This window comes from Clostridium mucosae, from assembly GCF_024622765.1.
Lineage (GTDB): Bacteria > Bacillota > Clostridia > Clostridiales > Clostridiaceae > Clostridium.
The window spans coordinates 251813-272934 of record NZ_JANKAF010000004.1 but is presented as its reverse complement, the minus strand read 5'-3'; the positions used below and the strand labels follow the sequence as shown (position 1 = coordinate 272934).

At 26.5% G+C, this 21122-nt stretch carries 22 protein-coding genes; 5 read left to right on the top strand and 17 right to left on the bottom strand.

Annotated features, from left to right (window positions below):
• Window positions 1-66: 66 nt before the first annotated feature.
• Complete coding sequence (locus NSA50_RS07590) at window positions 67-1377, top strand: aspartate kinase (protein WP_195264228.1); 1311 nt, start codon at window positions 67-69, stop codon at window positions 1375-1377.
• A 74-nt stretch (window positions 1378-1451) separates the two neighbouring features.
• Here NSA50_RS07590 and NSA50_RS07585 read toward each other — a convergent pair whose 3' ends face one another.
• Both NSA50_RS07585 and NSA50_RS07580 read right to left on the bottom strand, forming a co-directional pair.
• Complete coding sequence (locus NSA50_RS07585) at window positions 1452-1958, bottom strand: hypothetical protein (protein WP_195428573.1); 507 nt, start codon at window positions 1956-1958, stop codon at window positions 1452-1454.
• 234 nt (window positions 1959-2192) lie between these two features.
• Window positions 2193-2669: a cupin domain-containing protein gene (locus tag NSA50_RS07580; RefSeq protein ID WP_257444181.1), complete on the bottom strand. Its 477-nt coding sequence runs from the start codon at window positions 2667-2669 to the stop codon at window positions 2193-2195.
• 366 nt (window positions 2670-3035) lie between these two features.
• On the opposite strand from NSA50_RS07580, the gene NSA50_RS07575 reads away from it, so the two are divergent.
• Both NSA50_RS07575 and NSA50_RS07570 read left to right on the top strand, forming a co-directional pair.
• The gene (locus NSA50_RS07575; RefSeq protein ID WP_257444179.1) at window positions 3036-3962 is read left to right on the top strand and encodes a TraB/GumN family protein; all 927 of its coding nucleotides are present in this window, start codon (window positions 3036-3038) and stop codon (window positions 3960-3962) included.
• Between the two features lie 25 nt (window positions 3963-3987).
• A complete protein-coding gene (locus NSA50_RS07570) occupies window positions 3988-4176 on the top strand; it encodes a DUF4177 domain-containing protein (protein WP_257444176.1) in 189 nt (62 codons plus the stop codon).
• A gap of 107 nt (window positions 4177-4283) precedes the next feature.
• Here the strand turns inward: NSA50_RS07570 and NSA50_RS07565 are convergent, their stop codons facing one another.
• From NSA50_RS07565 to NSA50_RS07545, 5 genes are all read right to left on the bottom strand, one after another.
• Entirely contained in the window at window positions 4284-5075 is a 792-nt protein-coding gene (locus tag NSA50_RS07565; protein WP_257444174.1) for a lipid II flippase Amj family protein, read from the bottom strand.
• 293 nt (window positions 5076-5368) lie between these two features.
• Complete coding sequence (gene lepB, locus NSA50_RS07560) at window positions 5369-5965, bottom strand: signal peptidase I (RefSeq protein ID WP_257444172.1); 597 nt, start codon at window positions 5963-5965, stop codon at window positions 5369-5371.
• Between the two features lie 32 nt (window positions 5966-5997).
• Window positions 5998-6186: a hypothetical protein gene (locus NSA50_RS07555; protein ID WP_257444170.1), complete on the bottom strand. Its 189-nt coding sequence runs from the start codon at window positions 6184-6186 to the stop codon at window positions 5998-6000.
• A gap of 131 nt (window positions 6187-6317) precedes the next feature.
• Complete coding sequence (locus NSA50_RS07550; RefSeq protein ID WP_195264235.1) at window positions 6318-6491, bottom strand: hypothetical protein; 174 nt, start codon at window positions 6489-6491, stop codon at window positions 6318-6320.
• A gap of 30 nt (window positions 6492-6521) precedes the next feature.
• Entirely contained in the window at window positions 6522-6800 is a 279-nt protein-coding gene (locus NSA50_RS07545; RefSeq protein ID WP_195264236.1) for a hypothetical protein, read from the bottom strand.
• 410 nt (window positions 6801-7210) lie between these two features.
• Between NSA50_RS07545 and NSA50_RS07540 the strand changes: the two genes are divergently transcribed.
• Complete coding sequence (locus tag NSA50_RS07540) at window positions 7211-8638, top strand: flotillin family protein (protein WP_257444167.1); 1428 nt, start codon at window positions 7211-7213, stop codon at window positions 8636-8638.
• Window positions 8639-8728: 90 nt separating this feature from the next.
• Here the strand turns inward: NSA50_RS07540 and NSA50_RS07535 are convergent, their stop codons facing one another.
• From NSA50_RS07535 to NSA50_RS07500, 8 genes are all read right to left on the bottom strand, one after another.
• A complete protein-coding gene (locus tag NSA50_RS07535; RefSeq protein ID WP_195264238.1) occupies window positions 8729-9874 on the bottom strand; it encodes an ABC transporter permease in 1146 nt (381 codons plus the stop codon).
• Window positions 9849-11012: an ABC transporter permease gene (locus NSA50_RS07530; RefSeq protein ID WP_257444164.1), complete on the bottom strand. Its 1164-nt coding sequence runs from the start codon at window positions 11010-11012 to the stop codon at window positions 9849-9851. Before NSA50_RS07530 ends, NSA50_RS07535 begins: the two co-directional genes overlap by 26 nt.
• 19 nt (window positions 11013-11031) lie before the next feature.
• Window positions 11032-11958 carry an ABC transporter ATP-binding protein gene (locus NSA50_RS07525; RefSeq protein WP_257444162.1) on the bottom strand — a complete coding sequence of 309 codons (927 nt, stop codon included), beginning with the start codon at window positions 11956-11958 and terminating at the stop codon, window positions 11032-11034.
• Window positions 11959-12307: 349 nt separating this feature from the next.
• Window positions 12308-12496 (bottom strand): LuxR C-terminal-related transcriptional regulator, encoded by a 189-nt coding sequence (locus tag NSA50_RS07520; protein ID WP_257444160.1) that lies wholly within the window; start codon window positions 12494-12496, stop codon window positions 12308-12310.
• Window positions 12497-12647: 151 nt separating this feature from the next.
• Entirely contained in the window at window positions 12648-12842 is a 195-nt protein-coding gene (locus NSA50_RS07515) for a sensor histidine kinase (RefSeq protein ID WP_257444158.1), read from the bottom strand.
• Window positions 12843-13436: 594 nt separating this feature from the next.
• Window positions 13437-14669, bottom strand: coding sequence for a peptidase T (pepT, locus tag NSA50_RS07510; RefSeq protein WP_257444157.1), 1233 nt, complete (start codon window positions 14667-14669; stop codon window positions 13437-13439).
• Window positions 14670-14919: 250 nt separating this feature from the next.
• Window positions 14920-16617, bottom strand: a complete 1698-nt coding sequence (locus tag NSA50_RS07505; RefSeq protein WP_195430460.1) for an FAD-dependent oxidoreductase — start codon at window positions 16615-16617, stop codon at window positions 14920-14922.
• A gap of 171 nt (window positions 16618-16788) precedes the next feature.
• Complete coding sequence (locus tag NSA50_RS07500; protein ID WP_195263550.1) at window positions 16789-17109, bottom strand: rhodanese-like domain-containing protein; 321 nt, start codon at window positions 17107-17109, stop codon at window positions 16789-16791.
• Window positions 17110-17366: 257 nt separating this feature from the next.
• On the opposite strand from NSA50_RS07500, the gene mnmH reads away from it, so the two are divergent.
• On the top strand, window positions 17367-18473 hold the full coding sequence (gene mnmH / locus NSA50_RS07495) for a tRNA 2-selenouridine(34) synthase MnmH (RefSeq protein ID WP_195430462.1): 1107 nt from the start codon (window positions 17367-17369) through the stop codon (window positions 18471-18473).
• Between the two features lie 74 nt (window positions 18474-18547).
• On the opposite strand, the gene NSA50_RS07490 is transcribed toward mnmH, so the two are convergent.
• Window positions 18548-19417 (bottom strand): 2-oxoacid:ferredoxin oxidoreductase subunit beta, encoded by an 870-nt coding sequence (locus NSA50_RS07490; RefSeq protein WP_195430463.1) that lies wholly within the window; start codon window positions 19415-19417, stop codon window positions 18548-18550.
• Window positions 19417-21096, bottom strand: a complete 1680-nt coding sequence (locus NSA50_RS07485) for a 2-oxoacid:acceptor oxidoreductase subunit alpha (protein ID WP_257444156.1) — start codon at window positions 21094-21096, stop codon at window positions 19417-19419. Before NSA50_RS07485 ends, NSA50_RS07490 begins: the two co-directional genes overlap by 1 nt.
• Between the last annotated feature and the right edge of the window lie 26 nt (window positions 21097-21122).

Sequence of the window (21122 nt, the reverse complement as noted above, 5' to 3'; positions counted from 1 at the left end):
TTAATTTGAGATTTTTTTAAAATACTGTTAATATATAGTAAATACTTTTTTACAAGGGGGCAAAATATGAGTATTATAGTTTCTAAGTTTGGGGGAAGTTCTCTGGCTGATGCTAACCAATTTAAAAAGGTAAAGGATATTCTTTTATCTGATAATAAAAGAAAGTTTGTTATACCTTCTGCACCAGGAAAGAGAAACTCTAAAGATTTTAAAATCACAGACCTTTTATATCTTTGTCAAGCACACATTGAATCTAGTATTCCACTAGATGATGTATTTAATTTAATCTCTAATAGATATAAATCTATAGTTTATGAGCTTGATCTTTCATTAGATATAGATAGCTATTTAAGTGAAATAAAAAAAGATATAGAAAATGGAGCATCTAAGGAATATGCTGCAAGTAGGGGCGAATATCTAAATGGTATTATTCTTGCAAATTATTTAGATTTTAACTTTATAGATGCCAAAGATGTAATTATATTTAATAAGTATGGAAGCTTAGATACCGAGGCTACATATAAAGCATTGGAAGATACGCTTTCTAATTATGAAAAAGCTGTTATTCCGGGTTTTTATGGATGTGATCCTATAGGTAATATAGTGACATTTTCTAGAGGTGGTTCTGATATTACAGGAGCATTAGTTGCTGCAAGCATAAATGCTGATTTATATGAAAATTGGACAGATGTATCTGGTTTCTTGATGGCTGATCCTAAAATAGTTGAAAACCCAATGCAAATCAAGAAAATTACTTATAGAGAATTAAGAGAGCTTTCTTATATGGGTGCATCTGTATTACATGAAGAATCTGTTTTTCCTGTAAGAAATGCTGGAATACCTATTAATATAAAAAATACTAATCTCCCATCTGATTCAGGAACACTGATTGTTAAAGATATGGAACCTGATTATAATAATCCCATAAAAGGAATTGCTGGTAAAAAAGACTTTACTGTAATTTCAATTGAAAAGGCAATGATGAATTCAGAACTTGGATTTTGCAGAAAAGTTCTATCAATATTAGAACAAAATTGTGTTTCCTTTGAAAATATGCCTTCTGGTATAGATACTGTTTGTGTGGTTATATCTGATTCTCAGCTTAATAATAAAATAGATATTTTAGTTGATGAAATTAGAAGGACATGCAATCCTGATTCAATTGTAGTCCATCCTAATATGGCCCTTATTGCAACCGTTGGTAATGGTATGTCTTCAAATAAAGGAATTGCTGCTAAAATCTTTTCATCTTTAAGTAATTCTAATATTAATATAAGAATGATTGATCAAGGTTCTAGCGAAATAAATATTCTTATAGGCATAGAAAATGACGATTTTGAAAAAGGAATTAATTCTATTTATAAGGCATTTGTTTAGTTTATAAAATTAAAGGCAAATTGCTAGTACAATCTAACACTTTGCCTTTATTATAACTTATTCTAATTATTTCCCTAGCTGTTTATCGCAACTACATCTACTCCATTTTCATCTTTCCTTATACTTATGTCCATTTTTAAATTTCCGGTTGTTCGACTTCCAACTATTTTTATTCTATTAATTCCCTTCTTTACACTATATGTACTATCTCCTAATTGGGATTGCTCTAAAATATTTGTAATATTATTATCAGAATCAATTAAAACTACTTTAAACTTTCCTGATTCAATATTAGAATTATATTTAATATTGATTTCTGCATCATGATTAGAAATCACTTGCCAAATAGTATCCATGCCTGTAAATTTAAAATATATATCTGTGTTAGAATTTTCATTTATTCCTTTTTTATCTAAATAAGAATAATTATCATTTACTAATACTATCTTTGAATTATCATTATATATACATTTTTCATTATTCTCTAAATAAAATTTGTCTAAAAATCTATTTATCGTTATTCCTATTCCTGATACTATAATTATAGGTACAATAAAATAAAAGAGCCTTTTATTACTCATACTTCTCACTTCTCCAAATTTAGTAAACTTCGGAAAATATTATACCATATACTTTCATTTAATACATATATTATATGAAAGTAATAAAATATTTGCATATTATAACTTTATGTATCTCATTTCTAATTTCTTAGCACTGAATAAAGTATCTTATTAATTTATCAAATTCCTACTTTTATCATATTATAAGAATTTCTATCATTTTCATAATATATGTAAATTTATTTAAACTAATTATTTCTCTCTAGTAAGTTTTAATATTACATCCTTATGCTCTGGATATAGATTTAAAAGATATTCCCTTTCAAATAATTCAAAATCTTCATATTCAAATGCTGGTGCAACCATACATCCAACTAAAGAAAATCCTTCGTTATTCATAGCTGAACCAAATATATATCCTTTTGGTACTAAAACTTGTGGTACTTCTCCATTTTCTATATTTACTCCAAGCTGTTTTGTTATAAGTTCTCCATTTTGACTTATCATATAAATAGTAAGTGCTTCCCCATCATGATAATACCATAATTCATCAGATTTTAACATATGAAAATTTGATACCTCACCTGTTCTCAAAAGAAAATATATGCTACTCCATAAATTCTTATTTTCTCGCACCTTTTCTTCTGATAAAAATGATTCTTTAAAGTATCCTCCTTCTACGTGTGGTATCATTTCTAAATTTTTTATGTAGTATTCTGAATTCTTCATTATATCTCCTCCTTTATTTATTAACATTATATACCAAGCCCCCAAAAATTACATTATAATCCTTTATTTATATAATTATTTTAAACTATTTTATTGAAAATAGAACTTTCTACTAATCTCAATTTTATTTCTAGATTATTTTTGTTAAATAAAGGAATACAATCACCTACTTTATTTCTAATCGTCTTCTTTCCTATATATATTCTTGTATTAATATTATCTTCCTAATATCCAAGTTTTCTAGCAATTTCTTTATTTATTATTTGTTTTATTAACAACAAATAATATTCTTAAAACATTTATACATTTTACTATTTATGGTAATATATATATTAAATGCAAATAATTATTAAGGAGATTCTAAATATGAAAGGTATTATTAAACTCAAAAATTTACTTTGTTTTTTTATTATTTCTTTTTTCATAACTACATTAGTATCATGTAATAATAAAACTATAGAAAAAGAAATCTCTAAAGGTTATATATGGGAAGCAACTGATGGAACTAATAGTATAAATTTAGTTGGCACTATACATCTTGGAAGCAATAATATTAATTTCTTAAATAATGACATAAAGAGAATAATTGATGAGACTGATGTTTTATCTGTAGAACTCGACTTATCACTTAAAGAAAACATAGATAAAGTTCAATCTTCTGGATATTTAAAAGATGGGGAAACTATAGAGCAATATTTATCTGAAGATGAAATAAATGAATTATCTTCTATTATTAATTCATTAAGTCCTAACTTCAATATAAAGCAAATAAAGAATTTCACGGCCTTCTCATTAAATAGTTTATTAACTAATCTCTATTATGCTAAATCTGGAATAATAGGAAATGGCTTAGATTTAATTATGATAAATGAAGTTAAATTACGTAAAACAAATGGAGCTAACATAACGATTAATGAACTTGAAGGAGTTGATTCACAGCTTGAGACAATGTCTGAAATTTTTACTTGGGAATATCTAAAAGAATATCTAAATAATTATTCTAATTCTAATATTAGCGAAGAAGTAGATACAGCTAAAAATCTTTTTAATGCATATAAAAATGGAGATATTGGATATATTGAAGAATCAAATAATAAAATGAAAACTGATAATCCAGAATACTATAATATAATGCTTAAAAATAGAAATATTAATATGGCAAATAAAATAGATGAATTAATTAAAGATGATAAAAAACACACAGTAGCAGTTGGAGCCGCTCATTTTATCGGTGAGGATGGCATATTGAAGTTGCTAGAAGAGAAAGGATATAAAATAAACATAATAAATTAAAAACTATATATGGAGGTTAATTTATATGTATGAATATAGATTTATAAGATTAGAATTAAAAGGTTTTATAGAATCAAAACCCAGACAAGATTATCATGAAATAATAACTACCCATGCAAAAGAAGGATGGCGATTAGTACAAATCCTCGCCCCACCAACTGGTGCTTATGGATCTGCCACTCATTTTGAATTAATATTCGAAAAACAAATTTAGTAAAATATTATTTAATGATAAAGCAAAATAAGAAAGATTAGCACTTATCTTTCTTATTTTGCTTTATTGCTTTAAATGTAAGCTTTATTTTTTCTTTAATATATTTATTATATAAAATTAGCTATTAAAGCAATTAAATATGAAGCTGGTACAAATATCACCAATGCTACAAAAGTACCTACCACTTTACTTCCTACCATTGCTATAACACAAGCTCTAAAATCCTCTTCACTACATGTACCCTCTACTACATCATCAGTCATAATAGATAAATGAGGATCAATAAAAATTGACGTAAGTATTGTTGCTGTTCCATTAATTACTGGTGACAAGGATAAGCAAGTCATTCTAAGATCTGGAGCTATGCTTGCTGCATATATTGGTGCAAAAGCGCCTGCTGTTATTATAGCTACAGAAATAAAATTATAAAATAAAATCCTTTTTGGAAGCCTTTTATAATTTATACTTGTTAAACTTTCTTTTACTGGAATTGCTATACTTTCCCTCATATATTTCACGCCATTTTTTGAAAAACTATGTATTATAAGTTTAGGAATAGACCTTTCTATCGAAAAATGATTTACTGCCTTACTAAACATTTGTTGAAATGTTGGTATTAAAAAGGCACCTACTATAGATGCAATTCCAGAAATTATAATTATCAAATTAAATATATTAAGTAAAGCTCCACTACTTGGATCACTTTCTACAAACTTTGTTAATAATGGAGTTTGAAATGTTAATGCAGTTCTTGAAACAAGCATTAATACATTAAATACTGCAAATGTAACAGCTATTTTCCCTGTTCTAACCCCTACTAACCTAACTGAATACGCTAATGTTCCAATTAGTGAAATTATAAAGTTTAATACTAAAACAATTATAATCTGTTTATCCACCTTATATCACACCCTTTAATATTGTTTTTAAATATATATTTTAAAATAGTTTACTATTTTTTTTTAAGTTTGATTTATATTTTACTAATTTATAAATTTAGTAATGTTATTAAGATTAACTTATCATATATAGTAATCTTAATTATAACTAAATGTTTTTATAACTCAAACATATTTTAGAAACTATAATATATTCGTAATAATTAAGAAGTGAATAATATAGTAATACTATCCACTTCTTAACATTAATTATTAAATTTAAAAATATTTTAAGGTTAAATATATATCATATTTTATTCTATAACTCCAAATCTACTAACTGGTGATAATCTAAATACTGCTTTTCCTTCAACTTGATTAATATTTATAAGTCCAAAATTTCTACTATCCTTGCTTTTTTCTCTATTATCACCAAGAACAAATAAAGTATCATCTTCTACCTTAATTGGAAAATTTATATCTCTAATATATGTATTACCTTTAACATAAGTTTCATCTAGTATATTACCATTTATATATACATGCCCATCCTTTATATCTACTTCATCTCCTGGAATCCCTATTACTCTTTTAACTAGTCTTGTTCTAGTATCAGTATCATATCTTATTGAAGCCATCTCTTTTAAATATTTATAACTTTCTTCAAATACATTGCCTTTTTCTTCATTATCAAAGAATATTATAATATCTCCTCTTTCAGGCGTAGTAAAATTGTAGCTAATCTTATCAACTATAAGTTTTTCATCATTATATAATGTATTTTCCATTGATTCTTGCTGAACTTTAGCACTTGCTAATACTTCCGTATTTACTAATACTACTATTATAATAGTTCCTAATATAGTTAAAATTGATCCTCTAATTTCCTTTATAATATTTTTATTATTCAAAGAAATCCCCCCTTACAACCTATCATTAATTCTTAAAACTCTTCAAATGCACTAGTAACTCCATATATAAGATCACTAAAAAATTCCTGCATTATATAAATAGCTAAAGCAATTACTATTGTTAATCCCAAATAAGTAATTAATTTTCTCATACTCTTTCTTCCAACTTTAATTAATACTAATCCCAAGAATAACGCTACTAACACTAAAACATTTACCATAATACTCTCCTAAAATATGATTTTCTTTTATTTATATTCGATATATAATTTTTTGTTACTTTTTATAGAGTTCTTAAGAGAATTTTTGTTTTCTATGTTTAGAAAACTCCTAATAAATACTTCTAGTAATTTTAATTATTTTTCATCCATTCATTTTCATTAATTCCCGCTTTAACTAAGTTTTTTATATTATTCTTAAACTCTTCACTACTATCTTTAATAGCATGTCTCACTGCTAAACGTATAGTAAAATATAATATTATGAAAAATAATACTATAGGAATTAAAGCTATAATTTCTACCATTTATATCACTCCTTTTATAAAATACTTTTACTAATATATAGATGATATCATCCTTAGAATCACACCTATATATATTAAAATTACAAACGAAAAAATAGTTATAGTTATTATAATCATATCAATTTTTTTATTTATTTTATATTTTCTTGATATAGTAAATGCTATTACCCCCAATAAAATTGATGATATCCATATTAGATATACATTTAACTTACCTAATAAATAAGAGTTATTTAACAGCAAAAATAATATCCATATATTTATTGAAATAATAATAGCTAAAATAATATATAATATTTCTTTTTTCATAATGATTTCTCCCTAAAGCTACTACTAATATCTACACTATATAAAACTAACTTTTCTTTTTTATCATAACAACAGACGCTGTTTATAAAATTTATCTTTTTATTTTAATAATTTCTACATTTAAATTTTCTTTAAAATGTAATTTATAAAATTTAAAATACGATAATGTAATAAATAAAACTACTAATAATATTTATCATGAAAAATATATAATCTTCATTTCAATTCATGTATTTTATTAAATTAATTTCACTTTATAATTCCCAATATTTTATACATATTATATCACAAAACATATTGATAATAGGAATTTTTTAACCTTATTTTTCTAAATATTTCATATTTTTAAAATTTTTATGGTAAAATATGAATGTAAGATAAATTTAATTTAATAAAAGGGGGAAATAATAATGAACATTTTTCTTGAAAAACTATTAAATGCTCTTCCAATAATAATTATTGTAGTTATAGTTTTAATAGTCTTTCTATCTTTTTGGAGAAGAGTTCCTGCTGATAAAGCAATGGTAATTACAGGTCTTCGAAAAAGAGTTTTACTTGGAAGAGGGGGATTAATGATTCCCGTACTAGAAACATCTTCTACTATTTCATTAGAAAACATATCAATGACAACAGATGTAAATGAAGCACCTGCAAAACAAGGTATATTTGTTAATATAGTTGGTACCGCAGTTGTAAAGGTTAAAAACGATAGCGAAAACGTATTAAAAGCAGTAGAACAATTTTGTAGTGGTGGAGAAAAAAACACAGTAAATGTAATAAAAACTATAGTTGAACAAATATTAGAAGGTAAATTAAGAGGTATTATTTCTACATTAACTGTTGAACAAATAAATGAAGATAGAGCTTCATTTGAACAACGAATTGAAGATGATATAAGAAATGAATTAGGTTCAATGGGTTTAGTTCTAATATCTTATACAATTTTAAAAATAAGTACTCAAGGTGGTTACTTAGAAAATAGAGCTAAGCCTCAAATAGCAGCAGCTAAATCAGAAGCTGATATAGCTGAAGCTGAAAGAAAAAGAGATACAGAAATTAAAACTGCTAGTGCAACAAGAGAAGGACAAAAAGCGAAGCTAGAAGCTGAAACTGAAATTGCACAAAGTGAAAGAGATAAGAAAATTAAACTTGAAGCATTCAGAGCTGAACAAGATAAAGCTAAAGCAAATGCTGACGTAGCTTATAAATTACAAGAAGTTGAAAATAATTCAATCCTAGCTGAACAGCAAGCTGAACTTGCTGAAAAAGAAGCTCTAGTTGTTGAAAAGAAATTAATAGCCGAAGTAAAGAAACCTGCTGATGCTAAAAAGTATGAAGTTGAAGTTGCTGCAGAAGCACATAAAATCCAAGCAATTAGACAAGCCGAAGCTGAAGCTGAGGCAATAAGAGTAAGAGCAATAGCCGAAGCTGATGCCAAGAAGATTCAGGCTGAAGCTGATGCCATTAAAGCTAAAGGTATTGCTGAAGCTGAAGCAAAAGATAGATTGGCAGAGGCTATGGCTAAATATGGAGAAGCTGCAATAGTTGAAATGGTAGTAAATAGATTACCAGACGTAATGAAAGAAGTTGCAAGTCCATTAGAGCAAATAGATAAATTAACTGTTATAGATAATGGTGGATCTCAAGGTGCATCAAAAGTTGCTAAAATTGTAACTGATGTTACTGCTAATGGCTTTGAGGTTTTAAAAGATATAACAGGAGTAGATTTAGCAAACCTGCTAAATAATTTTGTTAATAAAAAACCTAATACAACATCTAATTCTGAAAATATTGATCCAAAAGATACCGAAGAAAATATATCTGACATAGTAGAATAAATTTAAAATAAAATTACTACAAGAATTAAAAACTTGTAGTAATTTTTCTTTTTATTTATTTCTTTTATTATTATGAAGTAACTAATACTACTAATTTATCATAATAACCTTTTCTTCCTTAGAAGTCCTATAAATTCCAATAGTAAAGAAAGTCAATGCAAATAATAATATTATTGCTAGATATTTATAAATATCTGCTATAGTAGCTCCTTGTTGTATAGATACTATTGATTCCATAGCCCATCTAACTGGAGTAAAGTATGATATTTTTTCTATTATAGGTGGCATTATATCAATTGGAACAAAAGCTCCTCCAATCATCACCATTATCATATTAGCAAAATTAAATATATTCGATGCTTCTGTTCTATTTTTAGAGAAAGCCCTGCAACATACCCCTAAACTAATTGAAACTAATCCTAATAAAGCTAATATTATAAATAATTCGAAATTACCAACTCCAACTTCTATATTTAAAAATCTTATTCCCAAAACCCCAAATATTACTTGAATTAATATTGATATATATCCACTTATAACATCTGCTACATAATACTCATAGGTTTTTATAGGTGCCATAAATATTCTTGTGTATATATTTTCCTCTTTTTCATCAAATACTCTATAAGAAGATGCCATCCCTCTTATAAGCATAAACATTATAATAAATCCAACAAATATTTGACTAAAAGTATAATCCCCTTGTAAATCATTTAAACTTTCTTTTTGTATTTCTATATATGGTCTATCACTATAATTATTTAAAGATTTATAATATATATCTTTATTCCCTTCTGAAGCTATTAAAATATTATTTATATTAGCCATCTTCTCATTTATTAATTCTTTTATTACTTTACTAATATCATTATTTTCTATTGAAGTAACTTTAATTAAATTTGTATTTCCCTTTATTAAATCATCTTCGAAACCACTATCTATCTCTATTACAGTATTAATAGCATTTTCTGCAAATAAATTTTTTATATCTTCTTTTTTTATTTCTTTTACATCAAAACCATCATAGCTTTTAATTGAACTTAATATTAAATCACTAGTTATAGATTTATCATTATCTATTATTCCAATTTTTATATATCCAGAATTAAAGTTAATTATTTTTAGCATAATGAAAAGTATTATCACAGGTGCTATTAGTGATATGATAAATCCTACTGGCTTTTTTAATATTGATATCTTTAAATTATTTTTAATTAATACTAATATATTTTTCATTTATCCTATCACTCCTCTTCCCAACTATACAAATTATTGAAATTATAATTATCAAACTAACTGCTCCAATCAATAACCATCTAATTAAAGTAGTACTGTCTCCAGAGTAGATATATCTAAATATACTTATATTAAACCATCTTAATGGTGAAATACTTGTTACAATATTTAAAAGCCCTCCTAAATTATCATCAAGTGCAATGTATCCTCCACCTAAAAATGTTAATACTGGTATTATTACATTTTGTATTATTGTACCTGAAATTTCTTCCTCTTTAAAAATCATAGGAACTATAATCCCAATTCCTATTACTATAATTAAAAATGGTATCATTGCTAGTGGTACAATTAATAGATTTCTACCATAATTTATATCAAAAATAATATTACTTAATATATAGGTTATCATCAATGTTCCAAAAGAATAAATCAAGAACCCTAGAAATGAAGCGAAATAATATTTGCTTGTTGATATTCCTGATAAATTTATTCTATCTTTTATACTATTTTTTCTATCATTTTTAATATTATATAGTGGTAATGTTACAAAATAAAATATCATAAGCCCTATTTCTGCAACTCCATAATAATCCATTGAATCTGGCCTTTCATTATAAGCAATATTTTCTTCTTCTACAATATTATTAACATATTCACTCTTTACAATTTCATTTGCTTTACCTGGATTTATACTATAAACCTCTGTTATTGTATTGTACCTGTCAGCAATACTATTTAGTAACCCATAAACAAAAGATGGATTTACCATTGATTTACTATTTGAATAAAATTCTATAGTATCTTGTTTTAGATGCAACAATATAGCTCTATTAACCTTTACTTCTTTTTTACCAACCTCAATATCATCAATTTCTTTTAAAGTTAGCTTTATATTATTTTTATCTTCAAATTCTATATTTTTAAAAGTATTGAAAACTTCTTTTATCTTCTCTGAACTATCATCTAAATAATATACAGCTACATCTTCTAAAACTACTTGATTATCTGTGCTGTTAAAATATGAGGATACCGTACTTCCAATTAACAATATTAAAAATAAAGGGAAAAATATCATAAATAAATGATTCTTTTTATCTCTTACGCAATTAATAATTACTGCTTTAATTATAGAAATCATACTTCTCCCTCCTAATCTCTCAGTTTTTTCCTGTTAAAGATAAAAATACAGTTTCTAAAGTTATTTCCTTAAAGCCTAAATCAGTTATTTTTACATTTTGTTCTGATACTACTTTTATAATTTTATCAAGGTTATTTACATCTTTAGATGAAGTAATAATAAGATTATTTTCATCAATATTTATATCTAAGACTCCCTCAATATTTCGTAAAGCTTCTATATTCATTTTATAAATATCATCAAGTCCTATATTTAAAGTCCTTTTGTCACTCACCATATCTTTTAATTCTTCTTTACTACCTTCTACTATTATTTTTCCTTTATCAATAATAGCAATTTTAGAACATAGCGCTTCTGCTTCCTCCATATAGTGAGTTGTATAAACTATGGTTACTCCTTGTTTGTTTAACTCCTTAACTGATTGCATTATGTGGTTTCTTGATTGTGGATCTATACCAACTGTAGGCTCGTCCATTATTAATATTTTAGGATTATGAATTATTGCACATGCAATATTTAATCTCCTTAACATTCCTCCTGAAAATTCTTTAGCTTTTTTATTTTTCACTTCCAAAAGCCCTGTAAATTCTAAAGATTTTTCTATACTTTCTTTAAGCTTATTTCCTCTTAATCCATATAATTCTCCAAAAAACTTGACATTTTCATAAGCAGTAAAATCACTATAAACTGCAATACTTTGTGGAACTAATCCTAAAAACTTTTTTATTTTTAAAGAATTTCTCTTAATATCTTCTCCTAAAATTTTGACTTCACCAGATGAAGGTCGTAAAAGAGAACAAACTATACTTATTGTAGTGCTTTTACCAGCTCCATTTGGACCTAAAATCCCATATATTTCTCCTTCTTCTATACTTAAATTAATATTATCAACTGCTATATTATCATCGTATTTTTTGACTAAATCCTTTATTTCTATAACTCCCATATAACCATCTCCTTTATATTCCTTAATAATATTATATAAAAAACCCCTCCTAGGAAATCTAGCAAAGGTCATCTTATATATATGACAAAAGTCATATATATATTTATATTTATTAATTTATTATAATTAAATCATGTATCTCAATAAATAACTTACATAATTAAATCTATTAGTATATTAAAGAATTACTATACTAATTTGAATAAAACAATAAATTTATGAGTATAGTATATTTAATTTTTATGCCCTATTAAGAAAAACATCTTATATAATAAATAGCAATTTGAGTTCTATGGGCCAATCCACTCTTCTGAAATATAGATGTTATATGATTCTTAACAGTTCCTTCTTATATATATAATAACCTTGAAATTTCTTTGTTATTTAATCCTTCTGATATTGCTTTAATAACCTCTAGCTCTCTTTCTGTAAAAATACTTTTATCCATATTACTTTTTTGAAATTCTTTTTTATTTAGGTTATTACTAAGCTTTATTAAAATCTCATCTTGAATAACACAATTTCCATCATTGACCATTTCCGTAATTTGAATTATTCTATCAGGTTTTGTATTTTTTAATAAATATCCTTTTTCACCATTTTTATACCGTCTCTTATATATCTTTCCTTAATTAACGCATCATCATCTGCAATAACTAATTTTATACTCATTTTAACCTCTCCCCAAATCAATAAGAAATTAAAATTATAACTCCAAAGCCTTCTTCACTATTAAAAATTATTTTTCCTTCAACATTATTTATCTTATCCTCAATATTAGTAAGCCCTATTCCTTTATTTATAAATTTACATCCGTTACCATTATCCTTTACTTCTAACTTTATAATTTTTTCATTACTTCTAATATAATTAAAATATTCCATAAAAATTTATATTTATAATATAAAAGCCCTCTTATAAAGCTAATTATTATATTAAGTAAAATATAAAAAACAACTGTTAAACTCAATTTATCTGATTCTATACTTGTCCATACAACCAATACACATAAAACTAATTTTAGTATTATAAATAAATCGATAGTTTTTATTCTTACTCACCCCCAATTGGTATTTATTTAATTAAAATCTATTTTATTCATATAAAATTACTTATTTCCATGAATTCTTATATTTTTTATACAATCTAATGACCTGTATCAAAAAAATTTTGTTATTACCCGATAAAAAAGAAAATTTTAATTCAAACTTCCCATTTTGCACATATATAAATAATAGTTAAAAATTTCTATTTAAGTTTAAAAACGCCTTTAAGTAAGTAAACCCAATGGTTTAAAAGGGGCTCGCGAAACGCGAGCCCCTTTATAAAAATAAAAAATTAACTTTTTTAAGACAATAAATCTTACTTGAAATTGAAAAAATCTTGTAATAATTATATTTATGCGACTATACCCTAATAAAAATTTTATTAGGGTATTTTCATAAATTATATTAAAATATTTTACTTATAAATCTTAATTATTTACTGTATCTTTTTATTATATTAATTATAACCTCAACTGCCTTTTCCATTGATTCTATTGGAACATACTCATACTTTCCATGGAAGTTTTCTCCGCCTGCAAATATATTTGGAGTTGGTAATCCCATAAATGAAAGTCTTGCACCATCAGTACCGCCTCTTATTGGTCTAACATTTGGTACAACATTAGCTTCTATCATTGCTTCTTTTGCATTTTCTACTATATGCATAACAGGCTCAATTTTTTCTTTCATATTTTTATATTGATCCTTTATACTTACAACTACAGTTCCTTCTCCATATTTAGCATTTAATTCTTTTTCTATAGCTTTAAACTTTTCTTTTCTTGCTTCAAAAGAATCTGCAAAAAAATCTCTTACAATATAATTTAATGATGTATTTTCAACAGTTCCTTCTATATCTGCAAGATGTGAAAAACCTTCATATTTATCAGTTTTTTCTGGAACTTCATCTAAAGGAAGACTATTTATAAACTCATTAGCAACCATTATTGAATTCAACATCTTATTTTTAGCATAACCTGGATGAACATTAACTCCTTTTATTTGAACTTTTACTCCTGCAGCATTAAAGTTTTCATATTCAAGTTCTCCAATTCTTCCACCATCCATTGTATATGCAAAATCTGCACCAAATTCTTCAACATCAAAATGATCTGCACCTTCTCCAATTTCCTCATCAGGTGTAAATCCTACTTTTATAGTTCCATGTTCAATTTCTGGGTGATTTACTAAGTATTCCATTGCAGTCATAATTTCTGCAAGACCTGCTTTATCATCGGCACCTAAAAGTGTAGTTCCATCTGTAGTAATTAATGTTTTTCCTACATATTGTTTTAATTCAGGTGAAAATTTTGGAGATAATATTACTGAATCATTTAGCTTAATATCTTCGCCATCATAGTTTTCTACAATTCTAGGATTTACATTTTCTCCACTATAATCTGGAGCTGTATCCATATGAGCTATAAAGCCTATAATTGGTAAATCCTTATTACAGTTTTTTTCTAGTGTAGCATAAACATACCCATTTTCACTTATCTTTGCATCTTTTAGTCCTATTTCTTTTAACTCATTACATAGTTTTTCTGCTAAAGTTAATTGTCCTTTCGTACTTGGAGTTACTCTAGTTGTTTCATCTGATTTTGTATTTATTTTTACATATTCTAAAAATCTTTCTTCTACTCTTTTCATAACTTCACTCTCCATTCTTATATTGTTTTTTTACTTATTAAAATAAAATATACTATATATAAAGTTAATTTAATATAAATTATTTTTACATATTTTATCTCATACTCTATATTTTAACACATATAACTTTAAACTCTATAATTTTTAAATTTTATATGTATAAGTTTATATTAAATACACAAAATAACTATGTGATTTATCCCTTTATCTACTAAAACCTACTAATAGAAAAAGACTTCAAGAAATTTTCCTGAAGTCTTTTGAATTATTTAAAATTATATTGTGTAACTATACTTTCTCTTTCTGTTGTTTTATCATTAAAATATTCATAAAATGATACACCTAGAAAACTTCCAGTTATATTATGGACATTTCTATATCCTAAATTTTGCAATGCTAATACTGCATTATAACTTCTTTGACCAGTCCTACAATGTATGTAAACTGGTATATCCTTTGGTATTTCATTTATTCTTTCTCTAAGCTGACTAAGAGGAATATTCTTAGCTCCTTTTATATGTCCATTTTCATATTCTCTAATTTCTCTAGCATCTATTATATAAGCTCCACTTTCAACTAAATCTCTTATCTTATCAACATTAACTTGTTTAAAATCTCCATTTAATAAGTTTGATGCTACATATCCAGCATAGTTAACTACATCCTTTGCTGTACTATATGGTGGCGCATAACATAGTTCCAAGTCTTTTAAGTCTTCGACAGTTCCTCCAAGTTTTATAATAGTAGCTATTATATCAACCCTTTTGGCAACATCACCTCTACCTATTGCTTGTGCTCCTAACACCTTACCTGTTGGAACTTCAAATATAAGTTTAAAATGAACTGGTGATGCATCAGGCATTATTCCAACTTTATCATTAGTTATAAGTCTTACAATATCATATTTTATATTCAGATTTAAAACTTTAATTAAGGACTCATTTAATCCTGTTGCAGCAGCATTATAATCGAATACCTTTATAGCAGATGATCCAATATAACCGTTATTTATTCCTCTTTTACCATTTATATGATCTGCAACTGATCTAGCTTCTTTTAGAGCTGGACCTGCAAGTGATAATTTTGTCATAGAATGTGTTAATGCATTATATACTTCAATTGCATCTCCTACAGCATAAATATCATCATCATTAGTTTTATAATTTCTATCAGTCTTAATAGCTCCAGTTTCACCAAGTTCTAAACCTGCCTCTTTAGCTAATGATACTTCTGGAGAAACACCAATTGCCATAACTACTGCCTTTGCATTAATCTTCTTACCTGAAGCTAATACTACTTTACCTTCTTCAAAGCTTGAAACCTTATCTCCAACAATTAAATTTATACCATTATCATAAATTTCTTTATGTAATATTTGAACCATATCGTAATCAAATGGCTTTAATATTTGATCCATAGCTTCTATTAAAGAAACTTCATATCCTGCTTCTCTTAAGTTTTCAGCAGCTTCCACTCCTATATATCCACCGCCAATTACAGCTACTTCCTTTGTGTTAAGTTCTTTAACAAATTTATTTAATCTATCTATATCTACAACATTTCTAATAGTAAAAATATTTACATTTTCAATTCCTGGAATATTAGGTACTATCGGTTTTGCTCCTGGTGATAAAATTAATTTATCATAATTTTCTCTATAAATTTCTCCTGTCTGTGCATTTTTTATTTCAAGTTCTTTATTTTTTCTATCTATTGATATTACTTCACTATTTACTCTAGCTTCTATATTATATTGAGCTTTAAACTTTTCTGGACTCATTAATACAAGCTTATCTGCTTCATCAATAATTCCACTTAAGTGATAAGGTAATGAACAATTAGAAAAGGATACATGAGGACCTTTTTCAAACATTATTATTTCATCTTCTTCACTTAATCTTCTTAATCTTGCTGCAGCTGAAGCTCCTCCAGCTACCCCACCAACTATTAATATCTTCTTCATACAAAATCCTCCTAGTGGCTGCTACGCAGCCAAATTGATACTTAACAATTAATAATGGATAACTTTTGTAAAAATTCATCGATTTTAGTTTTTATAATTAATACTTTTTATAATTCGGCATAGCTGAATTATTTCCTTAATTATTCATTATCCATTAGAAAATAGCATTTGCTATTTTCTTTTGCTCCCAACATATGATCCAACTCCACCAGCAACATTAACTACATCAAATCCAAGGCTTCTTAGCTTATTACATGCAGTTGAACTTCTTCCTCCTGATTGGCATACTATATGATATTCCTTCTCCTTATTTAAATATTTCTCTGGATCGTTTAGAAGATCCCCCATTGGAATATTTTTTGCACTTTTTATACTTCCAGTTCTATATTCGTATGGTTCTCTTATATCAATTAAATCTATTTTACCAATTAAATTATCAATATCATTTACATTTATAACTTTTCCTGAATTTTTATTAAATAAACCAAACATTCTACATTCACTCCTATTAATAAATTTTACTATTTTGATTATGTGACTATTCTACAGTATATAAAACAATTTTTATGTGACTATGTCACATAACTCAATATATACTGTAATCATACTATTTATTTTTCTCACTTTAAACAAAATTTATTAAATTCAAAATCTTTATTGCAAATTATATACATAAAATTTTATAATATTGAATAAAGCCTACCAAAAATAGTAATAATTAATAAATATCAAAAATAAAAGGAAGAATTATGATTAATATGAAATATCCATTAATAAATGATTTTAAAAAAATAGTATTAGAAGACATACCACTTATAGATGTACGAGCACCTATTGAATATGAAAAAGGAGCATTTTTAAACTCTTTTAATTCACCAATTTTAAATAATGAAGAAAGACATATTATAGGAATTTGTTATAAAGAAAATGGAAATGAAGAAGCTACAAAACTTGGATATAAATTAGTATCAGGTAAAATCAAAGAAGATAGATTAAATTCTTGGATTGAATTTATAAAATCTAATCCATCTACTATGTTATATTGCTTTAGGGGTGGCTCACGCTCAAGGATTGCTCAAGAATGGATTACAGATGCTTTAGGCAGAGAAATTTATAGATTAGATGGTGGGTATAAGGCATTTCGTAATTATCTTATAGATTCGTTATCTAAAGAAAATCAAAAATATAAACCTATTGTTTTAACAGGCTTCACAGGTTCTGGAAAGACTATAGTTTTAAAAACAATAGAAAATTCAATAGACTTAGAAGGAATAGCTAATCATAGGGGATCCTCTTTTGGTTCCCATGCAGATCCTCAACCTACACAAATTAACTTTGAAAATAATTTAGCATATTCTTTAATTAAATGCACAGAACATGAATTTAAGCACATAATTTTTGAGGACGAAGGAAAAAACATCGGAAAGAATTTTATTCCTCAGGACTTTTTTAACTACTTTCATAGCGGAAGTGTAGTGTTTTTGGAGGCATCACTAGAAGAACGTGTAGAAAATACATTAAAAGAATATGTTATAGACTCTCAAATAGAATATATCAACAAATTCGGTAATGAGTTGGGATTAAGCGAATGGTTCAATTACATATACTCAAGCATGGATAGATTAAAGAAAAGGCTTGGTGGAGATAGATTTAAAGAAGTTCTAAACGAACTTAATTTAGCCTATAAAAATCAATTATCTACTAATAATATTGATTCACATAAAGGTTGGATAGAAGTATTCCTTAAAGAATACTATGATCCTCTTTATAAATACTCTTTAGAAAAAATGAAAGATAAAATTATTTTTAGAGGTAACTCCAAAGAAGTTACAGAATTTTTGCAAACCTTAAAATAATTTACATAAAAAAATAGTAAGTAAAACTTAAATTTACTTACTATTTTAAAAAATTAATTTACTACTCATATCTTTTAATTATATAAAAACTCATCTATAAACTTTTCAGTATCTTTAACAGCCCATTTTCTATCTATTAAATTTACTCCACTCTTTAATACTGGATGCACTTCATGGTAACTTTCTTTAGTATCATCTTTGTATATTATACCTATTGGAATTCCTTCGTCACCAAATTCCTCAGCCTTTTTAAGCGCTTCTATTTTATTACTTTTATCATAGTTATCATCTAACTTATATATTCTATCCTTATACCATTTAAATGTATTTACTTTATTAAATACAACACATGGCTGCATTATATCTACTAATGCATATCCATTATGATTCATTGCTGCTTTTATCATCGATTTCAAATGCTCTTTATCACCTGAAAAGCTTCTAGCTACAAAGGTTGCTCCAGCACTGATAGCTACAGCTAAAGGATTTATTGGCTCTAAATATACACCTTCAAATTGCATAGAAGTAACCTGACCTTTTGCAGTTGTAGGAGAACCTTGTCCTTTTGTTAATCCATAAATTTGATTATCGTGAACAAGGTGGACCATATCTACATTTCTTCTTATATTATGAATAAAATGATTACCTCCTTCACCATATGAATCTCCATCACCACTATTTATAATAACTTTAAGATTCTTATTAACCATTTTTATAGCTTGTGCTGGTGGTAAAGCTCTACCATGAAGTCCATTAAATCCATTTACTTTTAAATAGTGAGGAGTTTTAGCGGCTTGTCCAATTCCTGATACTATAACTATATCTTCTGGTTTTAATTCAAGTTCTGCCAAAGTTTCTTTTAATGCTGCTAATATACCAAAATTTCCACAACCTGGACACCAAGCAATCTCGTCATTACTCTTATACAAATTTAAATCTAACATTAAAGCTCCTCCTCTCTTAGTTTCATTACTATATCACTTCCATATATTTGTCTTCCATCATATCTCAAGATACTATTGCTCATTAATATTCCAGTTTCTTGAGTTACTAACTTACCTAATTGTCCTGTAAAGTTTTGCTCAACATTTATAATTTCTTTAGCTTGTTTTGAATATTTTTTTAATCTTTCTTGTGGTAATGGATATATGTCTCCAAAACTCAAAGCCCCAACCCTTTTACCTTGGCTATTTAATTCATCAACTGCATCTTTTAATGCTCCATAAGTTGATCCAAAACCTAATAATAAAATTTCTAAATCTTCCTTACCCATAAATTCTGGTTCTTCAATATCTTTTTTAATAAGTTCTAGCTTTTTCATTCTTTTTTCCATTTGCAAATTTCTAACTTCTGCTGATTCTGTTATATGTGCTTCTTCGGTATGCTCATCACTATCTACTAAAACTACTTGATGTTTAGAATTACCTGGAATCATTCTAGGAGATATTCCACTTTGAGTTACCTTATATCTCTTATATTCCTCACCTTCTTTTAGGTATTCTCCATTTGAAATATATCTTTCTATTTCAATATTATTTAAATCATATTTAGGAATTGTTATATTTGCATCAGCTAAATATTGGTCTGTTAATAATATTACAACAGTTTGATATTTATCAGCTAAATTTAATGCTTTAACAGTTTTATAAAATGCATCTTCAGCATTTCTAACACTTATTAATATTCTTGGAAATTCACCTTGAGATGCTGTTAATAAAAAGCTTAAATCACTTTGCTCTGTTCTTGTTGGAAGCCCAGTTGCTGGCCCTGGTCTTTGTGAATCTATTATAACTATTGGTGTTTCTGTTATACCTGAAAGGCCAAAAGCCTCTACCATTAATGAAACTCCACCACCAGAACTTCCAGTCATAGCTCTTGCTCCTGCATATGAAGCCCCAATTGCAAAATTTATAGCTGCTATTTCATCTTCTGCTTGATCAACAACTATTCCTGTTTCTAGTTGTTTTTTAGATAAATAAGTCATTATACTAGTTGCTGGTGTCATTGGATATGCAGAGTAAAAATCTAATCCTCCTGCAATAGCCCCTAATGCAATAGCATTATTACCATTTATTAATATATAATTACTTAAATCATTTCCTTGCATTTTATACTTTGAGTCAATTAAATCATATCCTAATCTAACTGCTTCTATATTTTTATTTCTTATATCTTCTGATAACTTATTGCTAAAGTATTTATCAATATTTTCTAAACCTATTGAAAAATACTTTAATATGACGCCTGCTGCTACTGATGTAAATGCCTTTGATAAGCTTAATCCCTTAGCAGTTTCTATCAGTGGCAACTTTATAACTTTTTCATCTTCAATTTTTATACTCTTATCTGATATTATAATCCCATCATTTTTTAATTTATATTTATGATATAAAATTGTATTTTCATCTAAAGCAAGTATTAAATCTACCTCATTCTTATGTGAAAATATTTTATTTTCTCCAAATCTTATTTGTATAAAGTTGTGTCCGCCTCTAACCCTTGACATATAATCCTTATTTGAAAAAACATAAAATCCAAACTTCTTTATTGATTTTTCTAAAAAATCGCTTAATGTATCAAGCCCTTGCCCAGCACTTCCACCAATTAAAATATTATATTCCACTCAATTCCCTCCTTTTTATTTTTTAT

Excerpts from the sequence above, each read along its gene's own strand:
- NSA50_RS07590 (WP_195264228.1), top strand. The coding sequence starts at position 67 with ATGAGTATTATAGTTTCTAAGTTTGGGGGAAGTTCTCTGGCTGATGCT.
- NSA50_RS07585 (WP_195428573.1), bottom strand. The coding sequence starts at position 1,958 with ATGAGTAATAAAAGGCTCTTTTATTTTATTGTACCTATAATTATAGTA.
- NSA50_RS07580 (WP_257444181.1), bottom strand. The coding sequence starts at position 2,669 with ATGAAGAATTCAGAATACTACATAAAAAATTTAGAAATGATACCACAC.
- NSA50_RS07575 (WP_257444179.1), top strand. The coding sequence starts at position 3,036 with ATGAAAGGTATTATTAAACTCAAAAATTTACTTTGTTTTTTTATTATT.
- NSA50_RS07570 (WP_257444176.1), top strand. The coding sequence starts at position 3,988 with ATGTATGAATATAGATTTATAAGATTAGAATTAAAAGGTTTTATAGAA.
- NSA50_RS07555 (WP_257444170.1), bottom strand. The coding sequence starts at position 6,186 with ATGGTAAATGTTTTAGTGTTAGTAGCGTTATTCTTGGGATTAGTATTA.
- NSA50_RS07550 (WP_195264235.1), bottom strand. The coding sequence starts at position 6,491 with ATGGTAGAAATTATAGCTTTAATTCCTATAGTATTATTTTTCATAATA.
- NSA50_RS07545 (WP_195264236.1), bottom strand. The coding sequence starts at position 6,800 with ATGAAAAAAGAAATATTATATATTATTTTAGCTATTATTATTTCAATA.
- NSA50_RS07540 (WP_257444167.1), top strand. The coding sequence starts at position 7,211 with ATGAACATTTTTCTTGAAAAACTATTAAATGCTCTTCCAATAATAATT.
- NSA50_RS07535 (WP_195264238.1), bottom strand. The coding sequence starts at position 9,874 with ATGAAAAATATATTAGTATTAATTAAAAATAATTTAAAGATATCAATA.
- NSA50_RS07530 (WP_257444164.1), bottom strand. The coding sequence starts at position 11,012 with ATGATTTCTATAATTAAAGCAGTAATTATTAATTGCGTAAGAGATAAA.
- NSA50_RS07525 (WP_257444162.1), bottom strand. The coding sequence starts at position 11,958 with ATGGGAGTTATAGAAATAAAGGATTTAGTCAAAAAATACGATGATAAT.
- NSA50_RS07520 (WP_257444160.1), bottom strand. The coding sequence starts at position 12,496 with ATGGTCAATGATGGAAATTGTGTTATTCAAGATGAGATTTTAATAAAG.
- NSA50_RS07515 (WP_257444158.1), bottom strand. The coding sequence starts at position 12,842 with ATGGAATATTTTAATTATATTAGAAGTAATGAAAAAATTATAAAGTTA.
- pepT (WP_257444157.1), bottom strand. The coding sequence starts at position 14,669 with ATGGAGAGTGAAGTTATGAAAAGAGTAGAAGAAAGATTTTTAGAATAT.
- NSA50_RS07505 (WP_195430460.1), bottom strand. The coding sequence starts at position 16,617 with ATGAAGAAGATATTAATAGTTGGTGGGGTAGCTGGAGGAGCTTCAGCT.
- NSA50_RS07500 (WP_195263550.1), bottom strand. The coding sequence starts at position 17,109 with ATGTTTGGTTTATTTAATAAAAATTCAGGAAAAGTTATAAATGTAAAT.
- mnmH (WP_195430462.1), top strand. The coding sequence starts at position 17,367 with ATGATTAATATGAAATATCCATTAATAAATGATTTTAAAAAAATAGTA.
- NSA50_RS07490 (WP_195430463.1), bottom strand. The coding sequence starts at position 19,417 with ATGTTAGATTTAAATTTGTATAAGAGTAATGACGAGATTGCTTGGTGT.